The sequence below is a fragment of the Herbaspirillum sp. LeCh32-8 genome (genome assembly GCF_017814915.1).
GTDB lineage: Bacteria > Pseudomonadota > Gammaproteobacteria > Burkholderiales > Burkholderiaceae_D > Herbaspirillum.
The window spans coordinates 196,566-212,187 of sequence record NZ_JAGIPZ010000003.1 but is presented as its reverse complement, the minus strand read 5'-3'; the positions used below and the strand labels follow the sequence as shown (position 1 = coordinate 212,187).

General features: G+C 66.6%; 13 protein-coding genes. 9 read left to right on the top strand and 4 right to left on the bottom strand.

Annotation, left to right across the window (positions count from 1 at the left end; all coding sequences use genetic code 11):
- Positions 1-2 precede the first annotated feature (2 nt).
- Positions 3-1,625 (top strand): DHA2 family efflux MFS transporter permease subunit, encoded by a 1,623-nt coding sequence (locus tag J8I26_RS08680; protein ID WP_209606142.1) that lies wholly within the window; start codon positions 3-5, stop codon positions 1,623-1,625.
- Between the two features lie 82 nt (positions 1,626-1,707).
- On the opposite strand, the gene J8I26_RS08675 is transcribed toward J8I26_RS08680, so the two are convergent.
- Positions 1,708-2,172, bottom strand: a complete 465-nt coding sequence (locus J8I26_RS08675; RefSeq protein WP_209606140.1) for a DoxX family protein — start codon at positions 2,170-2,172, stop codon at positions 1,708-1,710.
- On the bottom strand, positions 2,156-2,893 hold the full coding sequence (locus tag J8I26_RS08670; protein WP_209606137.1) for an SDR family oxidoreductase: 738 nt from the start codon (positions 2,891-2,893) through the stop codon (positions 2,156-2,158). Before J8I26_RS08670 ends, J8I26_RS08675 begins: the two co-directional genes overlap by 17 nt.
- A gap of 160 nt (positions 2,894-3,053) precedes the next feature.
- Here J8I26_RS08670 and J8I26_RS08665 point away from each other — a divergent pair, with 160 nt between their 5' ends.
- The gene (locus tag J8I26_RS08665) at positions 3,054-3,956 is read left to right on the top strand and encodes a LysR family transcriptional regulator (protein WP_209606135.1); all 903 of its coding nucleotides are present in this window, start codon (positions 3,054-3,056) and stop codon (positions 3,954-3,956) included.
- Positions 3,957-3,977: 21 nt separating this feature from the next.
- Here the strand turns inward: J8I26_RS08665 and J8I26_RS08660 are convergent, their stop codons facing one another.
- A complete protein-coding gene (locus J8I26_RS08660) occupies positions 3,978-4,718 on the bottom strand; it encodes a helix-turn-helix transcriptional regulator (protein WP_209606133.1) in 741 nt (246 codons plus the stop codon).
- 177 nt (positions 4,719-4,895) lie between these two features.
- On the opposite strand from J8I26_RS08660, the gene J8I26_RS08655 reads away from it, so the two are divergent.
- Genes J8I26_RS08655 through J8I26_RS08645 form a run of 3 tightly spaced genes read left to right on the top strand, consistent with a single transcriptional unit; the run spans position 4,896 to position 6,535 of the window.
- Positions 4,896-5,315: a hypothetical protein gene (locus tag J8I26_RS08655; RefSeq protein WP_209606132.1), complete on the top strand. Its 420-nt coding sequence runs from the start codon at positions 4,896-4,898 to the stop codon at positions 5,313-5,315.
- A gap of 13 nt (positions 5,316-5,328) precedes the next feature.
- Positions 5,329-6,129, top strand: coding sequence for a DUF2145 domain-containing protein (locus J8I26_RS08650; protein ID WP_209606131.1), 801 nt, complete (start codon positions 5,329-5,331; stop codon positions 6,127-6,129).
- 4 nt (positions 6,130-6,133) lie between these two features.
- Positions 6,134-6,535, top strand: a complete 402-nt coding sequence (locus J8I26_RS08645) for a cytochrome c family protein (protein ID WP_245200223.1) — start codon at positions 6,134-6,136, stop codon at positions 6,533-6,535.
- Between the two features lie 30 nt (positions 6,536-6,565).
- On the opposite strand, the gene J8I26_RS08640 is transcribed toward J8I26_RS08645, so the two are convergent.
- The gene (locus tag J8I26_RS08640; protein WP_209606129.1) at positions 6,566-7,444 is read right to left on the bottom strand and encodes an oxygenase MpaB family protein; all 879 of its coding nucleotides are present in this window, start codon (positions 7,442-7,444) and stop codon (positions 6,566-6,568) included.
- Between the two features lie 448 nt (positions 7,445-7,892).
- Here J8I26_RS08640 and J8I26_RS08635 point away from each other — a divergent pair, with 448 nt between their 5' ends.
- The 4 genes from J8I26_RS08635 to J8I26_RS08620 all read left to right on the top strand — a co-directional run bounded on the left by J8I26_RS08635 (position 7,893) and on the right by J8I26_RS08620 (position 15,615).
- The gene (locus tag J8I26_RS08635; RefSeq protein ID WP_209606128.1) at positions 7,893-11,117 is read left to right on the top strand and encodes an efflux RND transporter permease subunit; all 3,225 of its coding nucleotides are present in this window, start codon (positions 7,893-7,895) and stop codon (positions 11,115-11,117) included.
- Positions 11,118-11,120: 3 nt separating this feature from the next.
- A complete protein-coding gene (locus J8I26_RS08630) occupies positions 11,121-12,326 on the top strand; it encodes an efflux RND transporter periplasmic adaptor subunit (RefSeq protein ID WP_209606127.1) in 1,206 nt (401 codons plus the stop codon).
- A gap of 38 nt (positions 12,327-12,364) precedes the next feature.
- Positions 12,365-13,798, top strand: a complete 1,434-nt coding sequence (locus J8I26_RS08625; RefSeq protein ID WP_209606446.1) for an efflux transporter outer membrane subunit — start codon at positions 12,365-12,367, stop codon at positions 13,796-13,798.
- Between the two features lie 266 nt (positions 13,799-14,064).
- Positions 14,065-15,615 carry a methyl-accepting chemotaxis protein gene (locus tag J8I26_RS08620; RefSeq protein WP_209606126.1) on the top strand — a complete coding sequence of 517 codons (1,551 nt, stop codon included), beginning with the start codon at positions 14,065-14,067 and terminating at the stop codon, positions 15,613-15,615.
- Positions 15,616-15,622: the final 7 nt, after the last annotated feature.

The following is a 15,622-nucleotide window of genomic DNA, read 5'->3' as shown; positions in this document are numbered from 1 at the left end:
GCATGAGCGCCGCCACCGCAGCCCAGCCGGCCCTGTCCACGCCTGCCGCCTCCATGAATGCCGCGCTCGGGCCGGGCGGGCTCACCACGCAGCAACGCGTGCTGGCCTTCGCCACCATGTGCGTAGGCATGTTCATCGCGCTGCTGGATATCCAGATCGTTTCCGCCTCTTTGGCCGACATCGGCGGCGGCCTCTCCGCCGGCACCGACGAGACCGCCTGGGTGCAGACCAGCTACCTGATCGCCGAGATCATCGTCATCCCGCTCTCGGGCTGGCTGGCGCGCGTGATGTCGACGCGTTGGCTGTTCTCGGCCTCGGCGGTCGGCTTTACCGCCGCCAGCCTGTTGTGCGGACTGGCGTGGGACATCAACAGCATGATCGCCTTCCGCGCGCTGCAGGGCTTCCTCGGCGGCTCGATGATCCCGATGGTGTTCACGTCCGCCTTCTTCTACTTCCAGGGCAACCAGCGCGTGCTGGCGGCGGCCACCGTCGGCGCGCTGGCCTCGCTGGCGCCGACCATGGGGCCCACCATCGGCGGCTGGATCACCAGCAATTATTCGTGGCACTGGCTGTTCTTCATCAACCTGGCGCCGGGCGCCTTCGTCGCCATCGTGGTGCCGATGATGGTCAAGATCGACAAGCCGGATCTCTCCCTGCTGCGCGGCGCCGACTATCCCGGCATGGTGCTGCTGGCGGTGTCGCTGGGCTGTCTTGAATACGCGTTGGAAGAAGGTCCGCGCTACGGCTGGATGGGCGACGACGTGATCCGCGCGACCGCCTGGCTATCGATCATCACCGGCATCGCCTTCATCTGGCGCAGCCTGACCTACGCTCATCCGGTGGTCGACCTGCGCGCACTGAAGAAGATCAACTTCGCGCTCGGCTGCTTTTTCTCTTTCGTCACCGGCATCGGCCTGTTCGCCACCATCTACCTGACGCCGGTATTCCTGGCGCGTGTGCGCGGGTTCTCGGCACTGGACATCGGGCTGGCTATTTTTTCCACAGGCATTTTCCAGATCATGGCGATCCCGTTCTACATGATGCTGGCGCGCCGGGTCGACCTGCGCTGGCTGATGATGTTCGGGCTGGCCTGCTTCACGCTGTCGATGTGGCAGTTCACGCCGATTACCCACGACTGGGGCTGGCATGAGCTGCTGCTGCCGCAGGCGCTGCGCGGCTTCTCGCAGCAGTTCGCGGTGGCCCCGGTAGTGACGCTGACCCTGGGCTCGATCCCGCCGGAGCGGCTCAAGCTGGCCTCGGGCCTGTTCAACCTGATGCGCAACCTGGGCGGCGCGATCGGCATCGCGGTGTGCGGCACCATCCTCAACGATCGAACCAACCTGCACTTCCTGCGCCTGGCCGAGCATCTCAATGCCGGCAACGAAGCCATGCAGGACATGCTGCGCAACGGCGCCGCCAACCTGCTGGCAGCCGGCATCGACGTGGGCGCCAACAGCGCCGGCGCGCTGCGCAACCTGGCGCGCCTGACCCTGCGCGAAGCCCAGACCCAGGCCGTGGCCGATGCCTTCTTCGTCATCATGTTGTGCCTGCTGGTGGCCACCGTCATGGTGCCGCTGATGCGCAAGGTGGACGCGCCCAAGGCGCCGCCGCCGGATGCGCATTGAGGCTGTGCGAAGTCGGCCGCGGAAATGAAAACGGGATGGCGCAGGCCATCCCGTTTTGCTTGCAGCGTATCGATCGCGCCGCCTATCGACGACGCATCAGCATCAACTTGCCATCCAGCGACCACATGCCGCCGCCCTGTGCGGCAAAGAACAGCGCGGTGAACAGCATCAGCACCGGATACTCGATGCCGCGGTCGATCCACGGCCAGGTCGGCCCCAGGATGTAGCTGATCGCCACCATCTGCAACGCCATCAGCAAGGCCACCGGCCGCGTCAGCAGCCCGGCCGCCAGCATCAAGCCGCCCACGCCCTCCAGCAGCGCCACCAGCAGGCCGAGCAGGGGCGCCGCCGGCAGGTGCAGCACGCTGTCGATCAGCTTGACCGAGGCCGCCATCGGATCGGCCATCGAGCCGTGCGACGTACCCATCAGCTTGGGCAGGCCGTGGCTGAACATGATCAGGCCGAACACCACCCGCAGCAGCGTCGCCGCGCGCGGCGCCGAACCGGGCCGGCCGCCTGCCGGCGCGCGCTCAGACGAAGCCGCCATTGGCGCGCAGCACTTGCGAGTTGACCCAGGCGCCGTCGGCGCCGGCCAGGAAGGACACCACGTTCGAGATATCCTCCGGCTGGCCCAGGCGCTCCAGCGGCGGCAGCTTCTTCAGCTTCTCGACCTGCTCCTCGCTCTTGCCGTTGAAGAACAGCTCGGTCGCCACCGGCCCCGGCGCCACCGCGTTGACGGTGATGCCGCGGCCGCGCAGCTCGGCCGCCAGCACCTTCACCAGCGCCTCGACGCCGGCCTTGGAGGCGACGTACGGACCGTAGGTGGGGAACGCCATGCCCAGCGCCGAGGTCGACACGGCGATGATGCGCCCGCCGCTCTCCACATGCTGCGCCGCCTGCGCCAGCACGTTGAAGCTGCCGCGCAGGTTGACGGCGATAGTCTTGTCGAAGATGGCCAGCGTATCCGGCTTGATCGGCGCATTGCTCATCACGCCGGCGCTGTTGACCACCACGTCGACGCGGCCGAAGGCTTTCTTGGTCGCATCAAACAGGCGCGCCACGTCCTCCGGATCGGCGACGTCGCCGCGGATCGCCTCGGCCGTGCCGCCGGCCTTGCGGATTTGCGCGACCAGCTCTTCAGCTTGCTGGTGATTGCTGGCGTAGTTGACAACAATGGCGAAGCCGTCGTCGGCCAGGCGCAGGGCGATGGCGCGTCCGATGCCGCGCGATGCGCCTGTCACGATGGCGCTTTTTCGTATATCGTTCATGGCAATTCCTTTCCGTGTTGGGTTTGGTCCGTGCCGGTTTGCGACGAGCCGGGCGACAGGGAAATTATCGGATCGGGCCGCGGCTGGCGGAAGCCCCGGGACAGCCAAAACAGTATTCAACCAGCCTCAACAATCCACCAGACTCGCCGGAGCAAGCACCATGGACCGACTGGAGTCGTACCGGCTCTTCACGCTGATCGTCAACCTCGGCAGTTTCACCAAGGCCGCGGGGATCCTCGGCATTCCGCGCGCCTCCGCCACCCACGTGATGAAGGCGCTGGAGGAGCGGCTCGGCACCCGCCTGCTGGAGCGCACCACGCGCAACGTCCAGCCCACGCCGGACGGCCGCAAGTTCTACGAGCGCTGCTGCCGCATCCTGGCCGAAGTCGAGGACGCCGAAGCCGCCATGGACAGCAGCGCCGCCGCGCTGGCCGGCTCGCTGCGCATCGGCCTGCACGGCACGCACGCGCGACTGGTGATCCTGCCGCGCCTGGCCGAATTCCACGCGCGCCATCCCAACATCGAGATCAACATCAGCGCCGGCGACCGCCTGGTGGATTTGGTGGGCGAGGGCATCGACTGCGTGGTGCGCATCGGCGTGCCGCGCGACTCTTCGCTGGTGGCGCGCCCGCTGGCGGTGGTCAGCGACATCGTCGCCGCCAGCCCGGCGTATCTGGAACGTTTCGGCACGCCCAAAAAGCTGGAAGACCTGGAGCACCATCTGTCGGTCGGTTTCTTCTCGCGCAACCACGACATCCGCTATCCCTTCATCTTCGCCGACGGCAACCAGACGCGCGAGATCAAGGTGCCCAGCTGGATCGCCGTCGACAGCGCCGACTGCTACAAGGAAAGCGCCCTGCAGGGCTTCGGCCTGATCCAGGTGCCGCGCTTCGGCATCGCCGACTACCTGGAAAGCGGCCAGCTGGTGCAGGTGCTCAACAATTTCTCCGCGCCCCGGGTGCCGGTGCTGGCGCTCTACCCGCAGCACAACCAGCAGCCGCCGCGCGTGCGCTTGTTCCTCGATTGGCTGGCGGAAATCTATACGGAGTATTTCGGCGCCTGATCGACAAGCAGCCCGAGCGCGTCAGGCGTTCTGCTTCTTGATGCGCTTGAACGAGTCGGGTATCCACGGCCGCATCGCCACGATCAGCGCGTTGCCGTGGCGGCGCTCCAGCGGCAGGGCCAGGTCCTGCCGGTGCGCCTTCAGGAACTCCTTGGTCAGGCGCGCCATGCGGCGCTGCAGTTCGGCATTGCTTTCTTCCGAGAGCATGCCGCTGATCATGATCATCTTTTCCCCGGGCTGGTCGAAATGGGAGTTGAAGAAATCGTTGCGCAGCTGGTCGCGGAAATATTGCTGGATAGGCCCGGCCGGCAGCCATGAAAAGTCCGGCGCCACGCGCAGCCGGATGCGGTCGTTGGGCAGCAGGTCGATGATGCCCAGCTTGTCCAGCTGGGCCAGCAGCCTGATCAGCTCGGTACGCGGCAGCAGGTAGGCATCGACGATCTGCTCCGGCGTCCAGCGGTTCAGCACGTGCACCGCCACCAGCAGCAACTTCGGATCCGAGACCAGCTTCTTCTCCTGCTCGCGCGTCAGGTGCACCGGCGCCGGGTTGTCCTCGGCGACCATGCGCGCCAGGTCGCTGATCTGCATCTCCAGCAGGCCGCAAATCTGATCCAGCCGCTCCAGCGTGAAGCTGCGCTCGGCGAACACCCGCTTCACGCTGGCTTCGCTCAACGCCAGCCCCTTGGCCAGCTGCGCGTAGGTGACGCCGCGCGCCTTGAGTACGTTCTTCAATGCATTGACCAGCGATTCGGCCTGGGCCATGGCGATCCCCTTCTTGTTCCATTGTGATGTTTCGGTATTGTATTTCGATACCCGATCCGTCGAAAAGCGCGCTTCGGCAGGAAGCGCTCAACAGTGGCGAAACCCGTTGCTACATTGCTTTCCACCGGGCGGCCAGGGTGGCTGCACCGGCCCAATCACTTCACAAGGAGAAGAAAAATGAATGCCATGTTCCTGCGCCGCATGTCCCTCGGTGTCGTCGCTGCAGCGCTGTCTGCCGCCCTGCTGGCCGGCCCCGTGCATGCCCAGTCGACGCCCAGCAACGCGTCGTCCATTTCGGTGGTGGCCTCGGTGGTGGTGCCGGCCATGTTCATCTCGGAGGCGGGCACCTACGTGGTCAAGGGCGTGCAGGCTTCGGGCGAGGGTACCGTCTATGTGCTGGAGAAGGCCAGCGACGGCGTGCGCGGATCCCTGACCATCGCCGGCAACGTCAGCGGCGCCGCCTCGGTGGGCGTGGGTGAATCGGTGCGCTTCGTCGCCACCTCCAGCGGCATGCTGCTGGTGTCGGCCGGCAAGGTGCTGGCGATCATCCCCAATGAGCTGGGCCGCGCGCTCATGAAGAGCGACAAGCTGTCCTGATCGGGAGCCTGACATGAATGCCTTTTTCACATCCTTGCGCCGCGCCCGTGCGGCGTTCTTAATGGGTATCGCGCTGGCCATGCCGCTGGCCACGCATGCCGGACAGACCTGCGAGCGCAACGAGCCGCGCGAGACCGCCGTGCGCCAGCAGCTGGATATGGCCGTCAAGGCCGTCGAACAGCTCAACGCCAGCGGCGCCGAGGTTGTCGTGATCGGCCGGGTCGGGCAGGACCTGAGCAAGTACGGGCAGCGTTATTCGCACCTGGGTTTTGCGTACCGCGACGGCAGCAACTGGTACGTGGTGCACAAGCTCAACGAATGCGGCACGGCGCAGAGCAATATCTATGAACAGGGCATGGGACAGTTCTTCATGGACGACCCGTTCCAGCTGGAGGCGTATGTGTCGGTGCCGCGCCCGGAGATCCAGTCACGGCTGCGCGCGGCGATCAGGCCGGATCAGGCGACCAGCATGCATGACCCGCGCTACAACATGCTGGCCTATCCCTGGGCCACGCGCTACCAGCAATCCAACCAGTGGGTGGACGAGACGCTGGCGCACGCCATGGAGCCGCAGATCGCCACCCGCGAGCAGGCCCAGGCATGGCTGAAGTTCAAGGGATACCAGCCGGCCGTGTTGAACCTGGGGCCGATGACCCGGCTGGGCAGCCGCATGTTCAAGGCCAACATTGCCTTCGACGATCATCCGAACGAGAAGCGCTTTGCCGATAAAATCGAGACCACCACGGCCGATTCGGTATTCGCCTTCCTGCAAAAGGCGGGGATCGAAGAGCGCCATTTCGTGATCCGACCCTGAGCCCATGCCGTTAGCCTGTTCCATCCGCCCCGTCGCTTTCCTGTGCACCGCCTTGCCGGCGGTGCTGCTTGTCTTCCTGTCATCGTCCGCATGGGCGGCAGGCGACCCGGTCGCCGGCCGCGCTGCCTTTGCCAAGTGCGCCAGTTGCCACCAGGTCGGGCCGTCGGCGCGCGGCGGGTTCGGGCCGCAGTTGTATCTGGTGATCGGGCGCAAGGCGGGGTCGACTGCCGACTACAAGTATTCGCCGGCGATGAGCAAGGCCGGTTTCGTCTGGACTGAGGATAAATTGCGCGCCTTCATGAAAGCGCCCAGCGATGTGGTGCCGGGCAACAAGATGCGCTTCTGGGGCATCGGCAGCGATCGCCAGATCGACGACATCCTGGCCTATCTGCGCAGCGTCAAATAACGACAAGAAACGACAAGAAGACGGGAAAGCTCAGCCTTGCGGCGGCAGGCCCATGCGCTGCCGCGCCAGGTGGATGGAGCCGTTGCGCACCGCCCAGCGCAGCGGCGCGGCGGCCAGCGTCACCGAGCGCCGCAGCAGTTCGCTGCGCGCAGCCGAGCGCGGAGTGACGCCCAGCATCAGTTGCGCCCAGTGCGGCAGCAGGTCGACGCCGGCGCGCATCATCAGCCGCGTATAGGGCTGGGCCAGCGCGTTGGGCGCGGGAGCATTCAACACCAGTTCCAGGGTCTGACGGGTACGGTCGTCGCACACCAGTTGCGGCCGCGTCCGCTCGATGTAGGCATCGACGTCGGCGCGCGTGCGCGGCACGTCGACTGCGCCCAGCGCCTCGGCCACGCGGGCGATCTCATCGAAGTAGCGCTCCTGGCCGGCGGCGGAAAAGGCGGGGTTGCGGTAGCGCAGGTAGCCGCGCAGGAAACAGCTGACCTCGGCCGTATGCACCCAGGTCAGCAGTTGCGGATCGCTGGCCGAATAGGGCTGGCCATTGGGCGCGGTGCCGCGGATACCGGCATGGATGCGCCGCACGTGGGCGATCAGGCGTTCGGCGTCGGCGCGGCTGCCGAAGGTGGTGCCGGCGATGAACTGCGCGGTGCGCCGCAGCCGGCCCATCATGTCGGCCTGGAAATTGGAGTGGTCCCATACGCCGGCCAGCGGCAGCGGATGCAGCATCTGCAGCAGCAGCGCCGCCACGCCGCCGGTCAGCATGGCGGTGAAGTCGCTGTGCACCTGCCAGGCGGCCGAATCGGGTCCGAACAGGCCCGGGTCGCCGGGCGGATGGAGGAAGTCGGCGCTGCCGGGTGGACGGCTGATGGCGAGCACGCTGGCCTCGATGCGGGAGCGCAGGAATTCCATGGCGTGAGAATGGTGGCAAGCCGGACCGGGCCGGCGGAAAAGTCCAGGCGGCAGTTTGCCACAGCCGGGCCGGCCGCGCCGCCGGGAGGCGGGCGGCGCAGTCGCCTAACTGACATTTCTGTCAGAAAAAAATCCCCGCAACAGGCCGTCGCGCGCCCTTGTGCGCCGCTACAATAGCCCTCGCCGAGCGGCCGCCAATAAACAAAAGAGCAAGGTCCGGCTGCGCGACCGGGGTCGCGCGCGGATGGGAGAAACGCCACCGGCCGGCCGTATCAGGCATCACGCATCAAGTACCAAGCAAGCACTACACAAGCACCAATAAGAAATCAGGGAGTGCGGCAAGGCGCCGGGGGTTCGCGCGGCCGCACATGAACAGACAGCAAAGCGGGAGAGACGCGGGCCCAGCCTGCGCGCATTTGCTTTTCCGCCTCACCGGGATCGTAGTTCAATGAATATGGTTGCGCTGGCCTTGCGCCGCCCATACACCTTCATCGTGATGGCGATGCTGATCGTGCTCGCCACGCCGCTCACGTTGAAGACCATGGCCACCGATATCTTCCCGGAGATCAACATCCCGGTGGTCAGCATCATCTGGAACTACAACGGCCTGTCGGCGCAGGAGATGGGTCTGCGCATCGCCGCCCAGAACGAGCGCGGCCTGACCACCGTGGTGAGCGACATCGAGCACATCGAGTCGCAGTCGCTGGCGGGGGTGTCGGTGATCAAGGTGTTCTTCCAGCCCAAGGCCAATATCCAGCAGGCCATCGCCCAGGTGGTGGCCTCGGTGCAGTCGCAGATCCGCCAGCTGCCGCCGGGCATCACTCCGCCGCTGGTGATCAAGTATTCCGCCTCCAGCATCCCGGTGATGCAGCTGGCCCTGTCCTCGCCCACGCTGCCCGAGCAGGCCGTGTTCGACGCCGCCGTGCAGACCCTGCGCCCGCAGCTGATCACCATCCCCGGCGTGGCCGTGCCTTACCCCTACGGCGGCAAGTCGCGCCTGATTTCGGTCGACCTCGATACGCAGGCCATGCAGGCGCGCGGCCTGGCGCCGATCGACGTGGTCAACGCGGTCAACACGCAAAACCTGATCCTGCCCTCGGGCACCGCCAAGTTCGGCGCCACCGAATACACGGTCAAGATGAACGGCTCGCCGGAAGCGGTGGCCGGCCTGAACGAGTTGCCGGTGCGCACCGCCAACGGCGCCACCATCTACCTGAAGGACGTGGCCAACGTGCGCGACGGCTTCTCGCCGCAGACCAACGTGGTGCGCCAGGACGGCGCGCGCGGCGTACTGCTGTCGATCCTGAAGAACGGCGGCGCCTCCACCCTGGACATCGTCGACAACCTGCGCAAGATGCTGCCGCAGGCGCAGCAGACCCTGCCGGAAGACGTCAAGATCACGCCGCTGTTCGACCAGTCGCTGTTCGTCAAGGCGGCGGTCGCCGGCGTCATCAGCGAAGCGCTGATCGCCGCCGGCCTGACCGCGGCGATGGTGCTGCTGTTCCTCGGCAACTGGCGCAGCACGCTGATCATCGGCCTGACGATTCCGCTCTCCATCATGGCCGCGATCCTGGTGCTGGCGGCACTGGGCGAGACCCTGAACCTGATGACCCTGGGCGGCCTCGCGCTCTCGGTGGGCATCCTGGTCGACCAGGCCATCGTCACCATCGAAAACATCGAGCGCCACATGCACCTGGGCAAACCGCTGCACGACGCCATCATCGTCGGCGCCGGCGAGATCGGCGTACCGGCCTTCGTCTCCACGCTGTGCATCTGCATCGTGTTCGTGCCGATGTTCTTCCTCTCCGGCGTGGCGCGCTTCCTGTTCGTGCCGCTGGCCGAGGCGGTGGTGTTTGCGATGGTGGCGTCCTACATCCTCTCGCGCACGCTGGTGCCGACGCTGGTGATGCTGCTCATGGGCAGCCACGGCCAGGTCGACAGCGCCAAGAAGAGCCTGCTGCAACGCGTCTACCTCGCCTTTGACAACCGCTTCGAGCACGTGCGGCGCGGCTACACGCTGGTGCTGTCTTCGCTGCTGTCGCACCGGCGCCGCTTTGCGCTGGGCTTCCTCGGCTTCTGCCTGCTGTCCTGCCTGCTGTATCCCTTCCTCGGGCGCGATTTCTTCCCCAACGTCGACGCCGGCCAGATCCGCCTGCACATGCGCACCGCCACCGGCACCCGCATCGAAGAGACCGCCCGCACCGCCGACGAAGTAGAGCGCTTCATCCGCACGCTGATCCCCGCCGGCGAGCTGGAGACCATCCTCGACAACCTCGGCGTGCCCAACTCCGGCATCAACCTGTCCTATAGCAACGCCGGCACCATCGGCACGCTGGACGGCGAAATCCTGATGGCGCTGAAAGAAGGCCACCGCCCCACCGAAGAGCTGGTCGGCCTGCTGCGCGCCGAGCTGCCCAAGCGCTTCCCGGGCGTGGAGTTCTTCTTCCAGCCGGCCGACATCGTCACGCAGATCCTCAACTTCGGCCTGCCGGCGGCGATCGACGTGCAGTTCTCCGGCCCCAACATGGAAGCCAACGCCCAGCTGGCCGCCGAGCTGACCAAGAAGATCCGCCAGATCCCCGGCGCGGTCGACGCCCACGTGCACCAGCGCCTGGACGGTCCGGCGCTGGACCTGCGCATCGATCGCACGCGCTTGCAGCAGTTCGGCCTGTCGGCCTCCAATGTCGGCCAGAACCTGCTGATCGCGCTGTCGGGCAGCTCGCAGACGCAGCCGGCGTTCTGGCTCAATCCCAACAACGGGGTGGTCTACAGCATCGCCGTGCAGTCGCCGCAATACACGGTCGACTCGCTCGACTCGCTGCTCAACATCCCGGTCGGCGCCGGCGCCAATGCCGCCGCCAACGCCTCGCTGGCCAACGCCAACACGCAGCTGCTGGGCAACCTGGTGGATGTGCGCGCGGGCCGTCAGATGGCGATCGCCTCGCGCTACAACATCTCGCCGGCGATCGACGTCTTCGTCAGCGTGCAGGGCACCGACCTGGCCAGCGTGGCCGGCCGCGTCGACAAGCTGGTGGAAGAGATGAAGCCGAAGCTGCCGCGCGGCAGCCAGGTGGTGATCCGCGGCCAGGTGGAGACCATGAAGGCCTCCTTCCTCGGCCTGGGCGTGGGCCTGGCGATGGCCATCGTGCTGGTCTACCTGCTGGTGGTGGTCAACTTCCAGTCGTGGATCGACGCCGCCATCATCATCGCCGCGCTGCCCGCCGCCCTGGCCGGCATCGCGTGGATGCTGTTCATTACCGGCACCACCTTGTCGGTGCCGGCGCTGACCGGCGCCATCATGACCATGGGCGTGGCCACGGCCAACAGTATCCTGATCGTGGCGTTCGCACGTCAGCGCCGCGAGGAGGGCGCTACGCCGCTGGCCGCCGCGCTGGAATCCGGCGCTACCCGTATCCGCCCGGTGCTGATGACGGCGCTGGCGATGATCATCGGCATGATCCCCATGGCCCTGGGCCTGGGTGAGGGCGCCGAGCAGAATGCGCCGTTGGGGCGCGCGGTGATCGGCGGCCTGCTGCTGGCTACCGTATCGACCTTGTTATTCGTGCCGGTGGTGTACGCCGGCGTGCATCAGAGATTGGTCCGCCGGGCCGAGCGACGCGGGGGACAACATCCGCATCTGCCGCCGGCCGGCAATGTGCCACAGGAGAATTGAGTCATGTCGCAAGAACGTCATTCCGAGCTGGGCATCCACCCGCTGGCCGATGAGGCCGAACTGGCCAAGCGCCAGCAGATGACCCGCCGCGCAAAAATGGTGCTGGTGGTGGTGCTGGTGTTGTTGGCCGCGGGCGCGGCGCGCACCGTGGTCAGCCGCGTCGCCAACGCGCGCGAGCTGGAGGCCGGCACCGCCGAGCGCGCCAAGGTCTTCGTGCGCGTGACCGAGGCCAGGAGCAGCACCGATGGCCAGACCCTGGCCTTGCCCGGCACCCTGCAGGGCTTCGTGCAGTCGCCGATCTCGGCGCGCTCGGGCGGTTACCTGAAGCGCTGGTACAAGGACATCGGCAGCGAGGTCAAGAAGGGCGAGCTGCTGGCCGAACTGGACACGCCTGAGATCGACCAGCAGCTGTCGCAGGCCGTGGCTGCGCGTGCCCAGGCCGCCTCCAGCATGGAGCTGGCCAAGAGCTCGATGGCGCGCTGGGAAGCGCTGCGCAAGAAGGACGCGGTCTCGCAGCAGGAAGTCGACGAGCGCCGCAGCGCCTACGCCCAGGCCAACTCCAACCTCGCCGCGGCCGACGCCAACGTGCAGCGCCTGCGCCAGGTGGAAGGCTTCAAGCGTATCGTCGCGCCGTTCTCCGGCATCATCACGCGCCGCAACGTGGACGTGGGCGACCTGATCGACCCGGGCGCCGGGCGCGCGCTGTTCGTGCTGTCGCAGACCGATCCGCTGCGGGTGTACGTGAATGTGCCGCAGTCCTACGCCAACCTGGTCAAGCCCGGCCAGAAGGTAGTGGTGACCCAGGCCGAGCTTCGCGGGCGCAAGTTCGACGGCAAGGTGGCGCGCACCGCCGGCTCCATCGATCCGGCCACGCGCTCGATGCAGATCGAGGTCAGCCTGCCCAACGCCGACAACGCCCTGCTGCCCGGCGCCTTCGTGCAGGTCTCGCTGCCGCTGAAGCCCAGCGGCACGCTGCTGGTGTCGGCCGACACACTGATGTTCCGCCGCGACGGTTCGCTGGTGGCGGCGGTCGACGCACAGAACAAGGTGCGCCTGAAGAAGGTGCAGGTCGGCCGCAACTTCGGCCTGACGGTGGAAGTGCTGGACGGCCTGGAAGGCAACGAACGCCTGATTCTCAATCCCTCCGACTCGCTGGCCGACGGCGACGCGGTCGAGCCGACCATGGACAAGAAGAAGGCCGCCTCGTGAGCGCCCGGCGCACGCTGATCGGATTGGCCTGCGTCTCGATGCTGGCGCTGGCCGGCTGCGCGGTCGGCCCCGACTACCAGAAGCCGGCGGTCGACATGCCCGCCGCCTGGACCCCGGAAGCGCCGTGGCGACCGATGCAGCCGCAGGACGCTACCGCGCGCGGCCCGTGGTGGGAGCGCTTCAACGACGCCCAGTTGAATGCCCTGCAGCAGCAGGCGCTGGCCGGCAACCAGACGCTGGCGATTGCTGCCGCACGCCTGGCGCAGGCGCGCGCGCAGCTCAACGTGGCCTCCGCCGGACAGTATCCGCAGGTCGGCATCAATGCGCGCGCCGCGCGCGCCCGCATCTCGGCCAATCGTCCGCTGACGAACTACAACTCGCCCAACTACGCCACGGTGCAGAACGACTTCGCGCTGGGCCTGAACGTGAGCTACGAGCTCGACCTGTTCGGCCGCGTGCAGCGTTCGTTGGAGGGCGCCGGCGCATCGGCCCAGCAGTCGGCCGCCGATCTTGAAAACACCCGCCTGCTGCTCACCGCCGAGCTGGCCGGCAACTACTTCAACCTGCGCGAACTGGACGTCGAGCTGGACGTGGTCCGGCGCGCCATCGCGCTGCAGCGCCGCGCGCTGGAGCTGGCGACCTCGCGCCACGATCTGGGCGCGACCTCGGGCCTGGACGTGGCCCAGCAGCAGGCGCTGCTGGACAACACGCTGACCCAGGTCGACGTGCTGGGCAAGCAGCGCGCGCAGTACGAGCACGCCATTGCCACGCTGACCGGCACACCGGCGCCGGTGTTCTCCATCGCGCCGTCGATCGCGCCGATCGCGTTTCCGGCGATCCCGCTGGGCGTGCCCTCCGACGTGCTGGAGCGGCGTCCCGACATCGCCTCGGCCGAGCGCGCCATGGCCGCCGCCAACGCGCAGATCGGCGTGGCCAGCGCGGCCTTTTATCCCAGCTTCATGCTGCAGCCGTCCTACGGCGTCGACAGCCGCAACTGGGGCGCGCTGTTCAACGCACCCAGCGTGCTGTGGTCGCTCGGAGTATCGGCCTCGCAAAGCCTGTTCGACGCCGGCCGCCTGCGCGCCGGCGTGGATTTCACCAAGGCCGGCTACGAAGCGACCGTGGCCGCCTACAAGCGCACCGTGCTGACGGCGATGCAGGAAGTGGAAGACGGCATCACCGGCATCGCCTCGCTGGACCGCGCCTATGCGCAATCGCAGTCGGCCATCGCCAGCGCGCGCCGCGTGCTCGAGATCGCCGACAGCCGCTACGACGGCGGCGTCTCGCCTTACCTGGACGTGATCACTGCGCAGCAGGCCTTGCTCAACAGCGAACGCCAGGCGGCGCAGCTGATGGGGCAGCGCCTGCTGACCTCGGTGTTCCTGATCAAGGCGCTGGGCGGCGATTGGCATGAGCGTCGGGATGCCCAACAACCTGCCGATGCCGGCGCGCCAAAGGCGGTCGGCGGCTGAGGCGGCGTTCGCTTGTCTGTCAGGCAATTTTCTTGTTGCGCGAGAGAGAATCGGCTGGAGTGAGCGCTTCACTGGCATGACCACTGAGGCGCGCATTCTGACGCCGCCGACAGCTCTTTGTCAGATTGCGGTCACCGGCCGCAAAGCCGCGCCCCTCAAGGGTGCAATTGCCCTATAAACCCGCGCGTGCTCGGCGATATGGCGCCGGTTTGGTCTGCCTAGAATGACGTTGTCTCAACCGAACGCAACGCATAATCGAGGTCGCCATGAACTGGTTCTATAACCTGAAAATAGCCAGAAAGTTAATTCTTTCCTTCGCCGCCGTGATCATCCTGACGGTGATCCTGGGCGTATTCGCCATCCGCCAGTTGAAGGAAGTCAACCAGGCCTCGACCGATATCGCACAGAACTGGCTGCCGACCATCAAGGCGGCGCAGGCGATCCAGGCCTCGCTGCCGCGCATGCGCATCTCGGAATTGCAGATGGTCACTGCCAACCAGGAGGCCGACCGCGCCGACGCCGAGAAGGCCATCAAGTCGCGCCTTGAGATCCTTGCCAAACAGCGCGCCAACTATGAGGCGCTGATCTCCGAGCCGGAAGAAAAAACCATCTACGCGCAGTTCAGCAAGAACTTCGCCGCCTATGTAGACATCGACAAGCAGCTCAAGGCGCTGGCGCTGGAGAACAAGGAAGAAGAAGCGCGCAGCCTGTTCAAGGGCGAGTCCAACAAACTGTTCCGCGCGATGAACGACAACCTCGACGCCATCGTCAAGGTCAACGACGCCGGCAGCAAGCGCTCGGATGACGCCGCCGAGAGCATGTACGAATCGGCCAAGCTGGGCATCTTCATCTTGCTGGCCGCGATCGTGGTGATCGCCTTCGGTCTTGCCATCGCCGTGGCGCGCGTGGTCTCGCGTCCGTTGAACGACGCCGTCGAAGTCGCCCAGCGCGTGGCGCAGGGCGACCTCACCGTGCACATCCGCGCCACCAGCAACGACGAGACCGGCATGCTGATGCAGTCGCTGCGCGCCATGAACGACAGCCTGCAGAAGATCGTCGGCGAAGTGCGCCAGGGCACCGACACCATCACCAACGCCTCGCAGGAAATCGCCACCGGCAACCTCGACCTGTCCTCGCGCACCGAACAGCAGGCCGGTTCGCTGGAAGAGACCGCCTCGGCCATGGAAGAGCTGACCTCCACCGTCAAGCAGAACGCCGACAACGCCCGCCAGGCCAACCAGCTGGCGGTGTCCGCCTCCGAGATCGCGACCCAGGGCGGCGACGTGGTGGGCCAGGTGGTGCAGACCATGGAAGGCATCACCGAGAGCTCGCGCAAGATCGCCGACATCATCAGCGTGATCGATGGCATCGCCTTCCAGACCAACATCCTCGCCCTGAACGCCGCAGTGGAAGCCGCGCGCGCCGGTGAGCAGGGTCGCGGCTTCGCGGTCGTGGCTTCCGAAGTGCGCTCGTTGGCGCAACGCTCGGCGGCAGCCGCCAAGGAGATCAAGGAACTGATCGACGACTCGGTGGAAAAGGTCGGCGCCGGCAGCCAGCTGGTGGAGCGCGCCGGCTCCACCATGACCGAAGTGGTGGCCAGCGTGAAGCGCGTGACCGACATCGTCGGCGAGATCACCGCCGCCAGCCATGAGCAGAGCACCGGCATCGAAGAGATCAACCGCGCCATCACCCAGATGGACGAAGTCACGCAGCAAAACGCCGCGCTGGTGGAAGAAGCCGCCGCTGCCGCCCAGTCGCTGCAGGATCAGGCCGGCCGCCTGTCGCAGGTGGTCAGCGTGTTCAAGATCGTGCGCTGATCCCGTT

What these genes read in the sequence shown, in the direction of transcription:
- J8I26_RS08630 (WP_209606127.1), top strand. Translation starts at nt 11,121, where the DNA reads ATGTCGCAAGAACGTCATTCCGAGCTGGGCATCCACCCGCTGGCCGAT.
- J8I26_RS08655 (WP_209606132.1), top strand. Translation starts at nt 4,896, where the DNA reads ATGAATGCCATGTTCCTGCGCCGCATGTCCCTCGGTGTCGTCGCTGCA.
- J8I26_RS08675 (WP_209606140.1), bottom strand. Translation starts at nt 2,172, where the DNA reads ATGGCGGCTTCGTCTGAGCGCGCGCCGGCAGGCGGCCGGCCCGGTTCG.
- J8I26_RS08680 (WP_209606142.1), top strand. Translation starts at nt 3, where the DNA reads ATGAGCGCCGCCACCGCAGCCCAGCCGGCCCTGTCCACGCCTGCCGCC.
- J8I26_RS08645 (WP_245200223.1), top strand. Translation starts at nt 6,134, where the DNA reads ATGCCGTTAGCCTGTTCCATCCGCCCCGTCGCTTTCCTGTGCACCGCC.
- J8I26_RS08635 (WP_209606128.1), top strand. Translation starts at nt 7,893, where the DNA reads ATGAATATGGTTGCGCTGGCCTTGCGCCGCCCATACACCTTCATCGTG.
- J8I26_RS08665 (WP_209606135.1), top strand. Translation starts at nt 3,054, where the DNA reads ATGGACCGACTGGAGTCGTACCGGCTCTTCACGCTGATCGTCAACCTC.
- J8I26_RS08640 (WP_209606129.1), bottom strand. Translation starts at nt 7,444, where the DNA reads ATGGAATTCCTGCGCTCCCGCATCGAGGCCAGCGTGCTCGCCATCAGC.
- J8I26_RS08660 (WP_209606133.1), bottom strand. Translation starts at nt 4,718, where the DNA reads ATGGCCCAGGCCGAATCGCTGGTCAATGCATTGAAGAACGTACTCAAG.
- J8I26_RS08625 (WP_209606446.1), top strand. Translation starts at nt 12,365, where the DNA reads ATGCTGGCGCTGGCCGGCTGCGCGGTCGGCCCCGACTACCAGAAGCCG.
- J8I26_RS08650 (WP_209606131.1), top strand. Translation starts at nt 5,329, where the DNA reads ATGAATGCCTTTTTCACATCCTTGCGCCGCGCCCGTGCGGCGTTCTTA.
- J8I26_RS08670 (WP_209606137.1), bottom strand. Translation starts at nt 2,893, where the DNA reads ATGAACGATATACGAAAAAGCGCCATCGTGACAGGCGCATCGCGCGGC.
- J8I26_RS08620 (WP_209606126.1), top strand. Translation starts at nt 14,065, where the DNA reads ATGAACTGGTTCTATAACCTGAAAATAGCCAGAAAGTTAATTCTTTCC.